16 protein-coding genes are annotated in these 17,350 nt (G+C 64.8%); 9 read left to right on the top strand and 7 right to left on the bottom strand.

Features of this window, described 5'->3' with window-relative positions; genetic code table 11:
• Positions 1-45 precede the first annotated feature (45 nt).
• On the top strand, positions 46-732 hold the full coding sequence (locus tag B4383_RS01800) for a metal-dependent transcriptional regulator (RefSeq protein WP_078287715.1): 687 nt from the start codon (positions 46-48) through the stop codon (positions 730-732).
• Here B4383_RS01800 and B4383_RS01795 read toward each other — a convergent pair.
• Positions 729-1,787 carry a DUF4192 domain-containing protein gene (locus B4383_RS01795; RefSeq protein ID WP_078287714.1) on the bottom strand — a complete coding sequence of 353 codons (1,059 nt, stop codon included), beginning with the start codon at positions 1,785-1,787 and terminating at the stop codon, positions 729-731. The two genes, B4383_RS01800 and B4383_RS01795, sit on opposite strands and share 4 nt — an antisense overlap.
• A gap of 348 nt (positions 1,788-2,135) precedes the next feature.
• Between B4383_RS01795 and B4383_RS01790 the strand changes: the two genes are divergently transcribed.
• Both B4383_RS01790 and B4383_RS01785 read left to right on the top strand, forming a co-directional pair.
• Complete coding sequence (locus B4383_RS01790) at positions 2,136-3,323, top strand: DUF1611 domain-containing protein (RefSeq protein WP_134149582.1); 1,188 nt, start codon at positions 2,136-2,138, stop codon at positions 3,321-3,323.
• Entirely contained in the window at positions 3,320-4,405 is a 1,086-nt protein-coding gene (locus B4383_RS01785; RefSeq protein ID WP_078287712.1) for an alanine/ornithine racemase family PLP-dependent enzyme, read from the top strand. Before B4383_RS01790 ends, B4383_RS01785 begins: the two co-directional genes overlap by 4 nt.
• Before the next feature lie 48 nt (positions 4,406-4,453).
• On the opposite strand, the gene B4383_RS01780 is transcribed toward B4383_RS01785, so the two are convergent.
• Positions 4,454-5,155 carry a hypothetical protein gene (locus B4383_RS01780; RefSeq protein WP_286150511.1) on the bottom strand — a complete coding sequence of 234 codons (702 nt, stop codon included), beginning with the start codon at positions 5,153-5,155 and terminating at the stop codon, positions 4,454-4,456.
• Positions 5,156-5,311: 156 nt separating this feature from the next.
• Between B4383_RS01780 and sthA the strand changes: the two genes are divergently transcribed.
• The 4 genes from sthA to B4383_RS01760 all read left to right on the top strand — a co-directional run bounded on the left by sthA (position 5,312) and on the right by B4383_RS01760 (position 9,787).
• A complete protein-coding gene (gene sthA / locus B4383_RS01775; protein ID WP_078287711.1) occupies positions 5,312-6,760 on the top strand; it encodes a Si-specific NAD(P)(+) transhydrogenase in 1,449 nt (482 codons plus the stop codon).
• A 146-nt stretch (positions 6,761-6,906) separates the two neighbouring features.
• Positions 6,907-7,890, top strand: coding sequence for a PAC2 family protein (locus tag B4383_RS01770; protein ID WP_078287710.1), 984 nt, complete (start codon positions 6,907-6,909; stop codon positions 7,888-7,890).
• Positions 7,891-7,944: 54 nt separating this feature from the next.
• A complete protein-coding gene (locus B4383_RS01765) occupies positions 7,945-9,018 on the top strand; it encodes an alpha/beta hydrolase (protein ID WP_078287709.1) in 1,074 nt (357 codons plus the stop codon).
• An 85-nt stretch (positions 9,019-9,103) separates the two neighbouring features.
• Positions 9,104-9,787 (top strand): PhzF family phenazine biosynthesis isomerase, encoded by a 684-nt coding sequence (locus B4383_RS01760; RefSeq protein ID WP_078287708.1) that lies wholly within the window; start codon positions 9,104-9,106, stop codon positions 9,785-9,787.
• 24 nt (positions 9,788-9,811) lie between these two features.
• Here the strand turns inward: B4383_RS01760 and nrdR are convergent, their stop codons facing one another.
• Together nrdR and B4383_RS01750 are read right to left on the bottom strand one after the other, a co-directional pair.
• Positions 9,812-10,276, bottom strand: a complete 465-nt coding sequence (gene nrdR, locus B4383_RS01755) for a transcriptional regulator NrdR (protein ID WP_078287707.1) — start codon at positions 10,274-10,276, stop codon at positions 9,812-9,814.
• Between the two features lie 130 nt (positions 10,277-10,406).
• Positions 10,407-10,916 carry a LysM peptidoglycan-binding domain-containing protein gene (locus tag B4383_RS01750; protein WP_078287706.1) on the bottom strand — a complete coding sequence of 170 codons (510 nt, stop codon included), beginning with the start codon at positions 10,914-10,916 and terminating at the stop codon, positions 10,407-10,409.
• Positions 10,917-11,145: 229 nt separating this feature from the next.
• On the opposite strand from B4383_RS01750, the gene lexA reads away from it, so the two are divergent.
• Positions 11,146-11,820: a transcriptional repressor LexA gene (gene lexA / locus B4383_RS01745; protein ID WP_078287705.1), complete on the top strand. Its 675-nt coding sequence runs from the start codon at positions 11,146-11,148 to the stop codon at positions 11,818-11,820.
• On the opposite strand, the gene B4383_RS01740 is transcribed toward lexA, so the two are convergent.
• Together B4383_RS01740 and B4383_RS01735 are read right to left on the bottom strand one after the other, a co-directional pair.
• On the bottom strand, positions 11,817-12,362 hold the full coding sequence (locus B4383_RS01740; RefSeq protein WP_078287704.1) for a GNAT family N-acetyltransferase: 546 nt from the start codon (positions 12,360-12,362) through the stop codon (positions 11,817-11,819). The two genes, lexA and B4383_RS01740, sit on opposite strands and share 4 nt — an antisense overlap.
• 6 nt (positions 12,363-12,368) lie before the next feature.
• Positions 12,369-13,523, bottom strand: coding sequence for an acyl-CoA dehydrogenase family protein (locus B4383_RS01735; protein WP_078287854.1), 1,155 nt, complete (start codon positions 13,521-13,523; stop codon positions 12,369-12,371).
• A 110-nt stretch (positions 13,524-13,633) separates the two neighbouring features.
• On the opposite strand from B4383_RS01735, the gene B4383_RS01730 reads away from it, so the two are divergent.
• A complete protein-coding gene (locus B4383_RS01730) occupies positions 13,634-15,925 on the top strand; it encodes a molybdopterin-dependent oxidoreductase (protein WP_078287703.1) in 2,292 nt (763 codons plus the stop codon).
• On the opposite strand, the gene hflX is transcribed toward B4383_RS01730, so the two are convergent.
• Entirely contained in the window at positions 15,922-17,328 is a 1,407-nt protein-coding gene (gene hflX / locus B4383_RS01725) for a GTPase HflX (RefSeq protein ID WP_078287702.1), read from the bottom strand. The two genes, B4383_RS01730 and hflX, sit on opposite strands and share 4 nt — an antisense overlap.
• Positions 17,329-17,350 lie beyond the last annotated feature (22 nt).

Raw genomic sequence — 17,350 nt, 5'->3', positions numbered from 1 at the left:
GCGTTGTAGATCGGTAGACTGAGCACGACCGTAAGGGGCCGAGTAGTGAACGATCTTGTCGATACGACAGAAATGTATCTGCGGACGATCTACGACCTTGAAGAAGAGGGCGTCGTGCCGCTGCGGGCGCGTATTGCCGAACGGCTTGAGCAGAGCGGGCCGACTGTCAGCCAGACGGTCGCGCGGATGGAGCGCGACGGCCTGTTGAACGTCGCCGGAGACCGCCACCTCGAACTCACCGATAAGGGCCGCGCACTCGCGGTCTCAGTGATGCGCAAGCACCGGCTGGCCGAATGCCTCCTGGTCGACATCATCGGACTGCCCTGGGAGGACGTACACGCCGAGGCGTGCCGTTGGGAGCACGTCATGAGCGAGGATGTCGAACGTCGACTGCTCACCGTGCTCAACAACCCGACCACCTCGCCGTTCGGCAATCCCATTCCCGGCCTGTCCGAGCTGGGTGTCGTACCCGGCCGGTCCGAGAATGCCAGCGCGGTGCGGCTCACCGAGATTGCCGGCGGCTCACAGGTTGCCGTGGTGGTGCGCCGCCTGGCCGAGCACGTCCAGGCCGATACCGACCTGCTGACGCGCCTCAAGGACGCCGGCATCGTGCCCAACGCGCGCGTCACCGTGGAGTCCTCCCCCGAGGGCGTCATCATCGTCATTCCCGGTCACGAAAGTGTCGAGTTGCCGCATGAGATGGCTCATGCCGTCATGGTGGAGAAGGTCTAAAACCCTCGCCCGGATTCCGGGATGCTCCTGGGCGGCAAGCTGATGCCCAACTCCTGGGCGAGCCGGAAACCGGTATCGGCCAGGGTACGAATCTCATCGGGGCGCATACCCGAACGCAGCGCAGAGATCAGCAGCTGCCCCAAACGATGTCCCGGCTCGACGGTGAGTGCCGCCTCCAAAGCGACACCCGCCAGTGGACCGTCGCCCCGCACGTAGGCGCTGAAACCAAACAACACCAACGCCTCCGCACGCCAGGGGGCAGGCAGCAGTCGACTCAGCGCCAACCACAGCCGCTCCACATCATCGGCCAGCACCCCGACAGCCAAGGCGCACAACGTGTCTCGAACACGCACGACCGTCAGTGAGCGAGCGATGCCAAGCAGCTCACGATTGGATAGTGGACGGAATTCTGCTGTTCGGCACGCCGCACGCATCACTCGATTCACGGCGCGGCGGTCCGCCGCGGCATCGCCGGCCTGCCCCTGGGTCGCCCGCCGCAAGGAAGTGGCCAGTGCGCAGGTGCGGCGAGTGTCCGTGGGAGCGATCAGCGCCACGAGATCCCCTCGGCGGCGATGCACGGTCCTGCCTGCCAGTACGGCGGCTGCGGTCAGCGGTGAGCAGTCCGGGTCGTCGACAGGCCCGCCGGCACCGCATCCGTCGTAGCAGCGCCACCATCCCTGCGGAGAAATCCGGTCCACCGTGTGACCGGCAATCAACGAAATACCTTGATGCTCTAGATATCTGGCCAGCCGACGGATGATGTCGCCGGACGCCTGCGCATCCAGATCTGCGCTGATAACCACCGCGATCACCGCGTCGGCCGGCCCGGGACTCAATACCTCGGCCAGGATCTCGAGTGCCGCGTTATCGGGGTCGTCCAGGTCGTCCAGATCCCTGCGCAGTATCGCCTCGATCAGCCCATCAGCGAGCGTGACGACGACCAGGGAAGCTTCGGGAACGAACCCCAGCATCGCCGGTAGCGCGGCGATCAGGGCGGACGGCCGGTTCAATCGAAAGTCGGGGCGGCCGGGGGTCCCGGGAATCAGTGATGTCATGCCCGCACCGTGACAACAAGGACCGTCATCGCCGCGACGGCGACCTCGCGCCCCGACGGCGCCTACGGGTATCTGTGGATGCCGCCGCAATTGTGAACAACGCGCCTATAGCTTCCGTGCGTCAGCGGAAGCTGTCGTGCACAGTGAGTAGCGCAGCAGGCCCGGTGCCCTAAAAAGCCAGGTGATGGTCGGGCTTTGAGGCGCCGGAAGCAGGACAGTCACCGTGGATCGGGTACTATTAACATGTTGGTAATCTTGCCGACCCTCAGGGCAGACCACTCGCTGGACGTTGGGCTCACCGCCCCGCCTCGATCCCGTCGCCTTCTCTGAGACTTCTCAGAGGATCCCATGTCTTCTCTTGCAAGCGGTACCCCCTTTCTCAACGCGTCCGAACGCAGCGAAGCGATCCTTCCGGCAGCCCCCTTCCCGATGCCTGTTGGTTCCACCGCGATCGTCTACTGCGAGGGCCAATTCGGCGAGCAGGACGGCAAGACCGCAAACGGCCTGGTCCGACACTCGGAGAAGTACGAGATCCTCAGCGTCATCGACAGCCTCCGGGCCGGAGTAGATGCCGGGAAATTCCTCGACGGCACCGCGAACGGCATCCCGGTGCTGGCCTCGCTCGCGCAGTCCATCGCTCACGCCGGCCACGTACCCGACTACCTGATCTGTGGGCTGGCGCCTGCCGACGGCCTACTGTCCAATGAGCAACGGCTCGTACTGCTCGACGGCATCGCCCGCGGGATGCACATCATCAACGGCCTGCACGAGTTCCTCAACGACGACGCCGAGTTCGTGGCGGCGGCCGTGATCGCCGGCGTCACCATCACCGATGTGCGCCAACCGAAGGCCAAGCGCGACCTGCACCTGTTCTCCGGCCGGATCTTCGACGTCACCTGCCCCAGGATCGCGATCCTGGGTACGGACGGGGCGATCGGGAAACGCACCACCGCCACCTTGCTGGTCCAGGCGCTCAATGCACGCGGGATCAAGGCTGTCATGGTCGGCACCGGTCAGACCACTTTGATCCAGGGCGGGAAGTACGGCGTCGCGCTGGACGCGCTGGTCCCCCAGTTCTGCTCGGGTGAGGTTGAGCACCAAGTCGTCGCCGCGTTCGAGGGTGAAGATCCTGACGTCATCGTGGTCGAGGGCCAAGGCGCGCTCAGCCACCCCGCGTACATCACGTCGGCGCACATCCTGCGCGGCAGCCGCCCGGCCGGCGTGATCGTGCAGCACGCGCCAAAACGCAAGGTGCTCGGCGACTTCCCCATGGTGCCGATGCCGACCGCGGCCAGCGAGATCGCACTGATCGAAGCGTTCGCCGACACCCGCGTCATCGGGGTCACGATCAACCACGAGGAAATGACCGACGACGAGCTGAACGACGCCATCTCCGAGCATCATTCGGAGCTCGGCCTCCCGGTCACCGACCCGCTGACACGCCCGTCATCGGACCTGGTCGACATGGTGCTGGCGGCCTTCCCCGTGCTTGCGGCGAAGCACGCAGGGAAAGCCGACACGACAACCTCGGTGTGACGCTTCGGCTGGAGACCGATCTCGACAAGGTCGAGCAGAACACGCGGATTCTGGTTGACCGGCTTGCCGCGGTGGGTATCCGGGTCACCGGCATCACCAAGGCCGTGTTGGGCTCGCCGGGAGTCGGCGCGGCGATGCTGCGCGGCGGTGCCCGTGGCCTCGGCGATTCCCGGATACAGAACCTCGCTCGACTAGTCGGCCTCGACCGGTTACCGCTACGCACGTTGATTCGCTCACCCATGCTCAGTCAAGTGGCGCAGATCGTTGCCGTCGCCGACGTCAGTCTGAACACCGAGGCCGTCGTGCTGGCGGCGCTCGATCAGGCCGCGTCCCAGCAGAAGCGGACGCACGCCGTCGTACTCATGGTCGAGCTGGGTGACCTGCGCGAGGGCATCGCGCTGGACGATGCCCCCGAGGCCGTGCGGGCCGTTCTCGGTCACCCCTGGTTGCGGCTCGCCGGGCTCGGCGCCAACCTCGCTTGTCAGAGCGGTGTCGTGCCTGATGACCGGAACATGGGCATTCTCACCGGGCTCGCCAACAACATCGAGGCACTGCACGGGATCTCGCTCGACCTGGTCTCAGGCGGCAACTCGGCGAACCTGAACTGGGCGCTGCACACCCACGACGTCGGCCGGGTCGATGAACTCCGGCTCGGCGAAGCCATCCTTCTCGGCGTCGATCCGCTGTATCGCACACCGATCCCCGGCCTGCACACGGACGCCTTCACCTTGAGCGCCGAGGTCATCGAGGTCGCCATGAAACCCGCTCAACCCTGGGGAGATCGTGCTCAGGCGGCCTTCGGCGAGGCACCGGTCCGCACCGGCAGCGCGAACGTGCACCAAGCAATCCTGGCCCTCGGTCGCCAGGACGCGGACCCCGATGGCCTGCAGCCACCTGAGGGCATCACGATCCTCGGGATGAGCAGCGACCACCTGGTGGTCGACCTCGGTGATCACCCCGTCGCGGTCGGCGACGAAATCGACTTCGGTGTCGGCTACGGCGCGCTCGTACGGGCGATGACGTCACCCTTCGTCACCAAGATCGAGCACCTTGGCCGTTCCGCCGCGCCCGGAGCGGCTTAGGCGCCAACACCGATCCAGGGCGGATGCGGCCGCACCGTCAGCCGCTGATCAGCGGAAGTTGTCGTGCACCTTGAGTACGGCGGCGGTGAAGGCCTGATCCAGGAGCACCGCGTCGGGCTCGGTGCCCTGAAAAGTCATGTAGGTGGCCTGGATTCGAATATCAGCGATCTGCGCGATAAGCGACAAGGTCGTTTGTGTACCGCTACCCGTCGTGGCCGGTGCCACCGTTTGATTGACCGCAACCGAATCATCGGCATTGATGGGCGGAGCCACTGCCTGAGAGGCCGTTACCGTGCTCGAGATCTGATCCGGACCGGTGAAGGTAAATGAGGTACAGCGCTCCAGCTGGGTCTTGTACGTGGCCAGCGGCAGCGGCACACGAAGCACCGCCACCGTGATGGTCGAATTGTCAGAGCCGTTGGTGCCCACCGCCACCGCCGCATCCTGCGGCACGGCCGGCAGGGGTGCGGGCGCGCAGGTACTCGGGGCGACCGTCGCCGCGTCGGGCACGCCCCGGATGTCGCGGAGCGCGAGTCCGGCCGCATTCGGGTCCAGCGTGGTGGCGGGGTACTGGTGCGGGAAATCTGCCGGGGCCAGCAGCAGCGGGCCCACGGGGCCCGTCGGCGTCTGCAAGGCCGTCGTGGTGGGGGCCAGCGGGGACGACGCACCACCGGATGCCTCCACGGCCGATCCGTCGATCGCCTGTGTGCACGCGGGCGCGGCCACGGCGCAGCATCCAGCCACAACCATCGTCGCTACCAGCCGCGATGCCGCCACGGTTACATGCTGCCATCGGCACACCCGGCGCCCGAGGAGGCGCGCGCGAGATTCGGCAGGGACAACTGTTCACGTGGCCGTGACGCGCACGGCATGCGCGATTCGGCGAATCGGCGTATGAGTACAACCATGACCAACGGTCTTCGCCCCAGCGGCCCATCCGTGGCCGACACCCCGACCTACGACCTCGTCGTCATCGGCTCGGGCCCCGGCGGCCAGAAGGCCGCCATCGCCGCGGCCAAGCTGGGTAAGTCGGTGGCGGTGGTCGAACGCGACCACATGCTGGGCGGTGTCTGCACCAACACCGGAACCATCCCGTCCAAAACGCTGCGCGAGGCCGTGCTCTACCTGACCGGTATGAACCAGCGCGAGCTGTACGGCGCGAGCTACCGGGTGAAGGCCAACATCACTCCCGAGGACCTGTTGGCGCGCACCGAACACGTCATCCGTAAGGAAATCGAGGTGGTGCGTTCCCAGCTGCTGCGCAACCGCATCGATTTGATTACCGGCAACGGACGGTTCGCCGACGCGCACACCGTGATCGTGGAAGAACCCTCCCGGGGCGAGCGCACCACCCTGCACGCCGATTACGTCGTGCTGGCCACCGGCACCAAGCCTGCCCGTCCTTCGGGTGTGGCCTTCGACGAGCGACGTGTCCTCGACTCGGACGGCATCCTGGACCTGCGCTTCATTCCGGGATCGATGGTCGTGGTCGGCGCGGGCGTCATCGGAATCGAGTACGCCTCCATGTTCGCCGCGCTGGGCACCAAGGTGACCGTGGTGGAGAAACGCGACTCGATGATCGACTTCTGTGATCCCGAAGTTGTTGAGGCCCTTCGCTTTCACCTGCGAGACTTGGCAGTCACGTTCCGCTTCGGCGAGGAGGTCACCGCCGTCGACGTCAACGAGTCCGGCACCATGACCACATTGGCCAGCGGCAAGCAGATCCCCGCCGATACCGTGATGTATTCCGCGGGGCGACAGGGTCAGACCGATCAGCTCGACCTCGCCCAGGCGGGGCTCGAGGCCGACAACCGCGGCCGGATCTGGGTCGACGCGAATTTTCAGACCAAGGTCGATCACATCTATGCGGTGGGCGACGTGATCGGATTCCCAGCGCTGGCAGCCACCTCGATGGACCAGGGCCGCCTGGCGGCGTACCACGCATTCGGCGAGCCCTCGAAGGGCATGACCGATCTTCAGCCCATCGGCATCTACTCGATTCCCGAGGTGTCCTATGTGGGCGCCACCGAGGTTGAACTCACCAAGAACGCGATTCCCTACGAGGTGGGCGTCTCGCGTTACCGCGAGCTGGCGCGCGGGCAGATCGCCGGGGATTCCTACGGCATGCTCAAGCTGCTGGTGTCCACCGAGGATCTCAAGCTGCTCGGGATACACATCTTCGGCTCCGATGCCACCGACCTGGTACACATCGGACAGGCCGTCATGGGCTGCGGCGGCACCGTCGAATACCTGGTCGACGCGGTCTTCAACTACCCAACGTTCTCCGAGGCGTACAAGGTCGCCGCGCTCGACGTGATGAACAAGATTCGCGCGCTCAACCAGTTCAAAGCCTGAGGAATTTCGCGTTGGGCGAATACCGTCCGCCCTCCTGAAGAAACAGGAATTCGCATCCCGCCTGGGCCGTTGAGCCAGTAGGTACATTCGCCGTTTGCCTGCCGGTAAGGGACACTGGTGGGACGAGGGCGCGAAGGGAGGCGAACATGGCAAGCAGCAGTGACGGAGAGCAGCAGCCGTACAGACCGGATCAAAGCGGTATGTACGAGTTGGAATTCCCGGGACCCCAGCTGGCATCCGCCGATGGACGCGGCCCGATTCTGGTGCACGCGTTGCAGGGTTTCTCCGACTCCGGCCACGCCGTGAAGCTGGCCGCGGCGCATCTGCGCGACACGCTGCAGAGCGAGCTGGTCGCGTCGTTCGCCATCGACGATCTGCTCGACTACCGATCGCGGCGGCCGGTGATGACGTTCAAGAGCGATCACTTCACCGAGTACGCCACCCCCGAGCTCAATCTGTACGCGCTCAAGGACACCAAAGGCACGCCGTTTCTGTTGCTTGCCGGCCTTGAGCCGGATCTGAAGTGGGAACGGTTCGTCACTGCGATCCGGCTGCTGGCCGAACAGCTCGGTGTGCGCAAAACCATTGGGCTGGGGGCGATTCCGATGGCGGTTCCCCACACTCGCCCCATCACCCTCACCGCTCACGGCAACGACCGCAAGACACTTGACGAGCATCCCGGCTGGATCGATGAGGTTCAGGTGCCGGGCAGCGCATCCAATCTGTTGGAGTACCGGCTCGCCCAACATGGCCACGAGGTCATCGGGTTCGCCGTCCACGTCCCGCATTACCTGGCGCAGACCGACTACCCGGAGGCCTCGCAACGCCTGCTGGAAGAAGTGGCCAGGACCGGCGAGCTGGATCTTCCGCTCCAGGAACTCACCGAGGCTGCCGGCAAGGTGCGTAATCAGATCAACGAGCAGGTGGAAGGCAGCGAGGAAGTGGCCCAGGTGGTCCACGCGCTGGAACGCCAATACGACGCCTTTGTCTCGGCACAGGAGAACCGCTCGTTGCTGGCACGCGACGAGGAGTTGCCGAGCGGGGACGAGCTGGCCGGAGAATTCGAGAAATTCCTCGCCGAACAGGCCAAGTTCGGCGAGGATCCATCCGCCGACGGCCCGATTCTCTAGCCCGGTTATGCGCTCGCCGCGCCAAATTTGCCGCGACGGGTCAAAATACTCCACATGAATCCACCACCGCGGCTCCTGCGTCCGGTGCCGGATACCGAGCACGCCAACGGTGACGACACGGTCCAACCCCCTACCAATACGACAACGCAACCTCAGATGGCGTTCCGCACCATCCACGGTTACCGACGCGCCTTCAGGATTGCGGGGTCGGGACCTGCGCTGCTGCTGATTCACGGGATCGGCGACAACTCCGCCACCTGGGACAGCGTGCATGCGCAGCTCGCCGAGCATTTCACCGTGATCGCCCCGGACCTGCTGGGCCACGGGCAGTCCGACAAACCGCGCGCCGACTACTCGGTGGCGGCCTACGCCAACGGGATGCGGGACCTGCTGGCCGTACTGGACATCGACAAGGTCACCGTGGTGGGGCATTCGCTGGGCGGCGGCGTCGCGATGCAATTCACCTACCAGTTCCCCCATCTGGTCGAGCGGCTCATTCTGGTCTCGCCGGGCGGGGTGACCAAGGACGTCAACATCGTATTGCGTTGCGCATCATTGCCCTTCGTCGGCGATGCACTCGGGCTGCTGCGGCTCCCGCTGGCGATGCCGATGATCCGACTCGGCGGCGCGGTGGCGCGCGCGACGCTGGGACGGGCGGGTATGGCTCGCGACATCCCCGACGTGCTGCGCGTCCTCGCAGATCTGCCCGAACCCCGGGCCTCGGCCGCCTTCACCCGGACACTGCGCGCCGTGGTTGATTGGCGCGGCCAGGTGGTGACCATGATCGACCGATGTTATTTGACTGAATCTGTTCCTGTGCAACTTATTTGGGGCAGTGATGATCTGGTGATCCCTGTCAGCCATGGCCATCTGGCCCATGCCGCAATGCCCGGGGCCACGCTGGAGATCTTCGACCACTCGGGACATTTCCCGTTCCATGACGACCCCGAGCGATTCATCGCCATCGTTCGCCAATTCATCGCCTCTACCGAGCCCGCTCAATACGACGAGAACGAATTGCGCCGATTGTTGCGCACCGGCGTCACCGAAGACACGATCAGCGGAGCCGCGCGCACCCGGATGGCGGTGCTCGACGCCATGGGCGCAGACGAGCGCAGCGCCACCTAGCAACGAGAGCTCAAGCGCTACCAAAGGTTTGCGCAATCCACGGGGTACTTGAGTGCGCAGCGCGTGGGAGACGTAGAGTCGAAGAATGAGCGTCGATGTCGCGGTTGTGCGCGTATTCACCGACCAGACAGGCAACTTCGGCAATCCCCTGGGGATCGTCAACGGCGCCGACGTGGCCGCGGCAGACCGCCAGGAGATCGCCACCCGGCTGGGTTTCAGCGAAACGGTTTTCGTCGATCTTCCTGCCGAAGGGTCCAACACCGCACATCTGCGGATTTTCACCCCGGCAGCCGAACTGCCCTTCGCCGGACATCCGACGGTGGGATTGGCCTGGTGGCTACGCGAACACGGAACGCCGGTCAACACCCTGCAAGTTCCTGCGGGCGTGCTCCAGGTCAACTACGACGACCACACGTGGATACGAGCCCGCTCCGAGTGGGCCCCGGAGACCGCCTTCCACGAGCTGGACTCCCCCGGCGATGTGGATGCCGCCGATCCGGCCGACTACGCGGACGAACTGTTGCATTGCGTATGGGCGTGGCAAGACCGCAACGCGAGCCTGGTGCGATCACGAGTGTTCGCCTTCGACCTCGGCGTCAACGAGGACGAAGCGACCGGATCTGTCGCGGCACGGATGACAGACTTGATGAGCCGTGACCTAATTGTCCATCAGGGCAAGGGGTCGCAGATTCTTACGCAGTGGAGCCCAGAGGGCTGGGTGACGATCGGTGGCCATGTCGTCGCCGATCAATCATTGACATTGACCTAGCAGCGCGTCGACCTCGGCCCGGGGTCAGGATCCGGTCGGCGCGTCCCGATGCGCGCGCAATGCGGCGATCTCGCGTTCAAAGTCATCGGCGGAGCTGAATCCGCGATAGACCGAGGCGAAGCGCAGATATGCGACCTCGTCCAGGTCACGTAGCGGGCCCAGGATGGCCAGGCCCACCTCATTACTGGGAATCTCCGGGGACCCGGCGGCCCGGACAGCATCTTCTACCTGCTGGGCAAGCAGATTCAGCGCATCATCATCGACAGCACGGCCCTGACAGGCCCTGCGCACGCCCTTGATGACCTTGTCGCGACTGAACGGCTCGGTGACACCGCTGCGCTTCACAACGGCCAGCACCGCGGTCTCGACAGTGGTGAAGCGACGGCCGCACTCCGGGCACGATCGCCGTCGACGTATCGCCTGACCCTCATCCGCCTCACGGGAATCGACAACGCGCGAGTCAGGATGACGGCAGAACGGACAGTGCATTACTGCTCCTTCGCCGGTTCTGGACTCCAAGTCACTGGGCTGGGTGGGCTGACACACAGCGCAGCGCGCCCAGACCGGTCTCGAGGATACCCGTGCTCCCACACGTTCGAAGGTCACGCCCGTTCGCCGATCAGCCGACCGGAGAAACCAGCGTCTGACCGGCTTGTACTGTCGCCGAGTCGAGTTCATTGAGTTCACGGATCTTGGACACCACCGCAGAGCGCGGAGCATCCGGCGCGACACGCGAGGCCACGTCGGCCAGGGTCTCTCCCGGAGCGACCTGGACCACCGCCACGCGCTCCGGCACACCAACTCCCCCGACTCCGGCAGCACTGACCTGGCCGAGCATCAGCAGCCACATCGTCGCTACCGCAGCACCCACCGAGACAACAATGGTCGCCTTGAGGCTCACCGAGCGCCGACCATGCACCCGATGCGGCACCGTCGAGACCCGGATCCCATTGCCCCTGTAGGCAGCCGGCCGACCGGCAGGCCGGCGATAGGCGACGGTGCGCACCGGCAGCGCGCGACGCTGCGTCAGCGGGTACTCCGCGCTGTAGGCGCGTGCCTGCGGGGCGCCATTGCGTGACGCGTACTCGGCAGCGCGAGAACGCGGTGTGGTGAGAACGTTTGTGCTCATCTGTATGCCCTTCCTGTCCTGTCGATCGGTAGGCCCGTTCGCTCTTATGTTCGAATGTACTCGATCATGTGTTCGATGTCCGAACATGTGATCGATTTGTAGCATCCGCCACCGACAAGTGGTCTTGAGCTGCGCAAACGCCACCCGCAACCGGCCCATCGGGCGCCATTCGCGACACGCATCGAACACATGTTTGATAAATGTCGTCGACAGGTCTAGATTCGGGCCCATGAGCGATACACCCAGCAAGGGACCCGCCACCGGTTCACTGACCGAGCGCCAGCGGACCATCCTGGAGGTCATCCGCGCATCGGTGAATGAGCGGGGCTACCCCCCGAGCATCCGCGAAATCGGAGACGCCGTCGGGCTCACCTCGACATCGTCGGTCGCCCATCAACTACGCACCCTCGAGCAGAAGGGCTTCCTGCGGCGCGATCCGAATCGTCCACGCGCCGTTGATGTTCGAGGAATCGATGATTTCCGTGGCCAGTCGGCGACCACGGACGTGGCCGGTTCCGGCGACCTGCCCGAGCCAACATTCGTGCCCGTCCTGGGCCGTATCGCCGCCGGTGGTCCCATCCTGGCCGAAGAGGCCGTGGAGGACGTGTTCCCGCTCCCCCGCGAGCTGGTGGGCGAGGGATCGCTGTTCCTGCTCAAGGTGGTCGGCGAATCGATGATTGACGCCGCGATATGCGATGGCGACTGGGTGGTAGTCCGTCAGCAGAATGTCGCCGACAACGGCGATATCGTGGCGGCGATGATCGACGGTGAAGCGACCGTCAAGACGTTCAAGCGGACAACAGGTCAGGTCTGGCTGATGCCGCACAACCCCCTGTTCGAGCCGATCCCCGGAAATGACGCCGCCATCCTCGGCAAGGTCGTCACCGTCCTGCGCAAGATCTAGCCGACACCCGGCGGCGGCCCGGGTGCCGAATCATCGTCCGTCTGATCATCCAGGGACGGCAAGAACAGCTGGAAATGCGCCACGTCGTGCCAGCCGCCCAACTTGTAGCCGATGCGTCGGTAGCACGCGACCTGCTCGAATCCCATTGCCCGGTGCAGCTTTTCACTCGCCGCATTGGGTATCACGACAACCGCCAACACGGTGCGATAGCCGAGGGAGCGCAGCCGGTCGAGTAGCGCCGTGTACAACTGGCGGCCCGCCCCGCGCTGTTGCCGGGTGCCGTCCACGTACACACTGACCTCGCACGCCCACTGATAAGCGGTCCGCGATTTCCACGGCACCGCGTAGGCATAGCCCAAGATCTCACCGCCATCCTCGGCAACAAGCCAGGCATGCCGATGGGCCGCCGTGCGGATGCGTTCGGCAAGAACAGCATCCGACGGCGGCACCTCCTCGAATGAGATAGCCGTATCCGTTACGTACGGCGCATAGATCGCCGCACACGCGGCCGCGTCATCGGCGGCCGCATCACGAATGATCATGAGGCGCTAGAGCGAGCGCCCGATGATCTCCTTCATGATCTCGGTGGTTCCGCCGTAGATCGTCTGGATACGCGAGTCCATGTATGCCCGGGCAACCGGGTACTCGCGCATGAAGCCATATCCACCGTGCAGCTGCAGGCAGCGGTCAATCAGGTGAACCTGCTTCTCGGTGCTGTACCACTTGGCCATCGCGGCCTGCTCGACGCTCAATTCCTTCTTGTTGAGCAGCGTGATGAACTCGTCGACCATGATCCGGATCATCGTGGCATCGGTGGCGAGCTCGGCCAGCACAAAGCGGCTGTTCTGGAAGCTCTTGATCGGCTTGCCGAACGCCTTGCGCTCGGACGTGTACTGGATGGTCGCCTCAAGCATGGTTTCCATCGCCGCGGCCGCGACGACGGCAATCGACATGCGTTCCTGCGGCAGGTTCTGCATGAGGTAGATGAAGCCCTGGCCCTCATCACCCAGCAGATTGGCGGCGGGCACGCGAACGTCGGTGAAGGACAGCTCGGCGGTGTCCTGAGCGTCCAGCCCCATCTTGTCGAGCTTGCGGCCGCGCTCGAAGCCCTCCATGCCGCGTTCCACGACGATGAGGCTGAAGCCCAGCGCACCCTTTTCGGGGTCGGTCTGTGCGACCACGATCACCAGGTCGGCATTGATGCCGTTGGTGATGAAGGTCTTCGAGCCGTTGAGAATGTAATGGTCGCCGTCCTTGACCGCGCGGGTCTTGATGCCCTGCAGGTCGCTTCCGGTGCCCGGCTCAGTCATGGCGATGGCCGTGATCAGCTCACCGGAACAGAAACCGGGGAACCAGCGGGCCTTCTGCTCGTCACTGGCCAGATCCCGGAAGTACGGACCCGCAACATCGTTGTGCAAAGTGAAACCGATACCCGACTGGCGAGCCTTGGTGATCTCTTCGCCGATAACGGCGTTGTAGCGGAAATCGACGAGTCCGCCGCCGCCGAACTCTTCGGGCATGTCAGTGCCCAGGAAGCCCTGTTTGCCCGCCTCGACCCAGAGAGAGCGGTCGACGATCTTGTTCTCGTCCCACTCTTCCCGGTACGGCTCGGCATGCCGTTCCAGGAAGGTCTTGAACGACTCGCGGAACAGTTCGTGCTCGGGTTCGAAAATGGTGCGTTTGAACTTAACGGCGCCGGCCATGATCACCTTCCGGTTTGGGTTTACGTACTCGGCAGAATGTATACCAACCCACTGGTCGGTTGGTACTCGCCTACCTGGTTTCGACGGACAGAAAGCCTAGGCTGGCGAGGGTGACCAAGCTGGCACTTTCACATACTCACTGGGGTGCGTTTACTCCCGAGGTCCGCGACGGTGAAGTGATTGGCGTCACACCCATCTCGACCGACCTGGATCCCTCCCCGCTGCTGCAGAACATTCCCGGTTCGATCCGCCACCAGGCGCGAGTTACCGCGCCATCGGTACGCCGCGGCTGGCTGCGGGAAGGAGCCGGTCCCAGCAAAGCGCGTGGCTCCGACGAGTACGTCGAGGTGTCCTGGGACGAGCTCACCGAACTGCTCGCCGATGAACTGCGGCGGATCGTCGACACTCACGGCAATGAAGCCATTTACGGCGGCTCGTACGGCTGGGCCAGTGCGGGACGGTTCCATCACGCCCAGAGCCAGGTGCACCGGTTCCTGAAACTACTTGGCGGGTACACCTTTTCACGTCACTCATACAGCCTGGGCGCAACCGGCGTCATCATGCCGCACGTCGTCGGCACCCACGACGGGCTGTTCAAGCGGTCGACGTCATGGGATGTCATCGTCGAGAACACCGATCTACTGGTCTCATTCGGCGGTATCGCACTGAAAAACACCGGAGTCAACCACGGCGGCACCACCGCGCATCCTGCTCGTGATGCCCTCAACAGGTTCCGCGCCCGCGGTGGGCGCATCGTCTCGTTCAGTCCGCTGCGCGATGACATTGACGGCGAATGCGAGTGGCACGCACCTGTCCCCGGGACCGACGTCGCGATCATGCTCGCCCTGGCCCATGTGCTGGCCGTGGAAGGTCTGGCGAATCTGACCTTCTTGCGCACCTATTGCACTGGCTACGAACAGTTCGAGCGCTACCTCCTGGGCATCGACGACGGCGTGCCCAAGAGCCCGGAATGGGCGGCGAGCATCAGTGCTCTGGACGCTGACGAGCTGCGCACGCTGGCGCGGCGCATGGCGGCCGGGCGCACCCTGGTGACGGTCAGCTGGTCGCTGCAGCGGGTGCGCCACGGCGAACAGGCCCCGTGGATGGGGCTGACCCTGGCCGCGATGCTCGGTCAGATCGGCCTTCCCGGAGGTGGTTTCGGCCACGGTTATGGCTCAATGAACGAGGCCGGACTGGCCCCCGTCAGCTGCCCGCTACCAACCTTCCCCCAGGGGCCCAACCCCGTTGAGACGTTCATCCCCGTGGCGGCCATCAGTGAGCTGCTGCTGCGGCCCGGCGAGACACTGGCCTACAACGGTCAGACACTCACTCTGCCCGACATCAAGTGCGTCTACTGGGCGGGCGGAAATCCGTTCCATCACCATCAGAACCTGCCGCGACTACGCCGCGCGCTGGCGCGTGTCGACACCGTCGTGGTGCACGATCCGGTCTGGACGGCGATGGCAAAGCACGCCGATATCGTGGTGCCGTCCACCACCAGCCTGGAACGCGACGACTTCTCCGGAAGCCGAAACGACCCACTACTGGTGGCGATGAAAGCCGCGGCTGCGCCGTATGCCAACTCGCGCGATGACTACACAACGTTCTCGGCGCTCGCCGAAAGGCTGGGGTTCGGCGAGCAGTTCTCCGAGGGGCGCACCGCCGCGCAGTGGCTCCGTCACATCTACACCGAATGGGCCGGAGCCCGCGACTTCGCGGTGCCAGACTTCGACGAGTTCTGGGAGCAGGGCTACCTACAGTTGCCGACCGATCCCGGTCTGACTCTGCTGTCGGACTTCCGCGACAACCCAGACGCGCACCCGCTGCGCACCCCGAGTGGGCGCATCGAGATTTTCTCGGAAACCATCGACGGCTTCGGATACGCCGACTGCGGGGGCCACCCACAGTGGTACGAGCCGGCAGAATGGCTGAACGGCGAACGCGCCCAAAACTTTCCATTGCACCTGATCGCCAATCAGCCGCGGACCCGGCTGCACAGCCAGCTCGATTTCGGCGGCACCAGCCAGGCCTCGAAAGTTCAGGGACGTGAACCCATCCGCATACATCCGGCCGACGCCGCCGAGCGCGGCATCGGCGACGGCGACGTGGTGCGCGTGTTCAACGACCGCGGCGCCTGCCTGGCCGGGGCGGTCCTGGACGAAGGCCTGCGGCGCCGGGTGGTGCAGCTGGCCACCGGCGCGTGGTACGACCCGATCGATCCGTCCGATCCGGATTCGCTCTGCGCACACGGCAATCCCAATGTCTTCACCGACGACTCGGGAACCTCGTCCTTGGCACAGGGTTGCACCGGTCAGCACGTGCTGGTGCAGATCGAGCGCTTCGAGGGCTCACTGCCTCCGGTGCGGGCGCACATCCCGCCGCGAATCGTTCCGCGCGACTAGAGCCCGGCGAGGAGGGCGGCCAGCGCCCGCGGCACCCGACCCACCACGCGCGTGCCGTCTGCCAGATGTTCGGTGGAGTGCACCTGGCCCTCGGTGTGGATTCGGGCCACCAAATCGCCGCGGTCGTACGGGATGACCACATCGACGGGCACATCTGCGCGGGGCACCGTCTCGGCGATGGCCGCTCGCAGCTTGGCGACCCCGTCGCCGGTGTGCGCCGACACGAACAGCGCCCTGGGCAGTGCGCGGCGCAGCTGCGCCAAGGCAAGATCACCCGCCGCGTCGATCTTGTTGATCACCAACAATTCTGGAGACGAGGAGCTCGTGTCACCTAAACTGTCGGCGACCACGTCGCTGATCACCGCGCGCACCGCCTCGATCTGGGCCAGCGGCGCCAGATCGGAGCCATCCACCACGTGGACGAGCAGGTCCGCGTCGGCCACCTCTTCCAGGGTGGACCGGAAGGCCTCCACCAATTGGGTGGGCAAGTGCCGCACGAAACCGACGGTGTCCGTGATGACGAATTCGCGTCCGTCGTCAAATGTTCCGCGTCGCGTTGTCGGTTCGAGCGTGGCGAACAACGCATCCTGAACAAGCACCCCGGCACCGGTAATCGCATTCAGCAGGCTCGACTTACCGGCATTGGTGTAGCCGACGATGGCGATCGACGGAGCATCACTCTCGAGTCGACGGCTGCGCTTGGTGTCCCGAACCGTTTTCATTTCGCGGATCTCGCGGCGCAGCTTGGACATGCGTTCGCGGATCCGGCGTCGGTCGGTCTCGATCTTCGTCTCACCAGGGCCACGAGTACCCACACCGCCACCAGCGCCACCGGCACGGCCACCGGCCTGGCGGGACATGGATTCACCCCAGCCACGCAGCCGCGGCAGCATGTACTCCATCTGCGCCAAGGCCACCTGCGCCTTGCCTTCACGGCTAGTGGCGTGTTGGGCGAAGATATCCAGAATCAGCGCGGTGCGGTCGATGACCTTGACCTTCACCGCCTTCTCCAGCGCTACCAGCTGCGCGGGGCTGAGTTCACCGTCGCAGATCACGGTGTCGGCACCCGTGGCCAACACGATCTCACGCAGCTCGATCGCTTTGCCGGATCCGATGTATGTTGCCGGATCGGGCTTTTGACGACGTTGAATCAACGCTTCGAGCACCTCGGACCCAGCGGTCTCGGCGAGCGCCGCGAGTTCAGCCATGCTGACGTCGGCCTCATGCGAGGTCCCGTCGGTCCACACACCTACCAACACAACCCGTTCCAGGCGCAGCTGCCGGTATTCGACCTCGGTGACATCGGTGAGTTCGGTGGAGAGCCCCGCCACACGTTTGAGTGCGGCGCGGTCTTCCAGGGCGAGTTCGCCATCGGTGGGTGTCTGAAAGGAAGTCGAATTCATGTCTCTGCTGTCTGCTCTTCGC

The organism is Mycobacterium sp. D16R24, assembly GCF_002013385.1.
GTDB lineage: Bacteria > Actinomycetota > Actinomycetes > Mycobacteriales > Mycobacteriaceae > Mycobacterium.
Note: the sequence above shows the minus strand (reverse complement) of the source record. Positions and strands in the feature narration are given on the sequence as shown.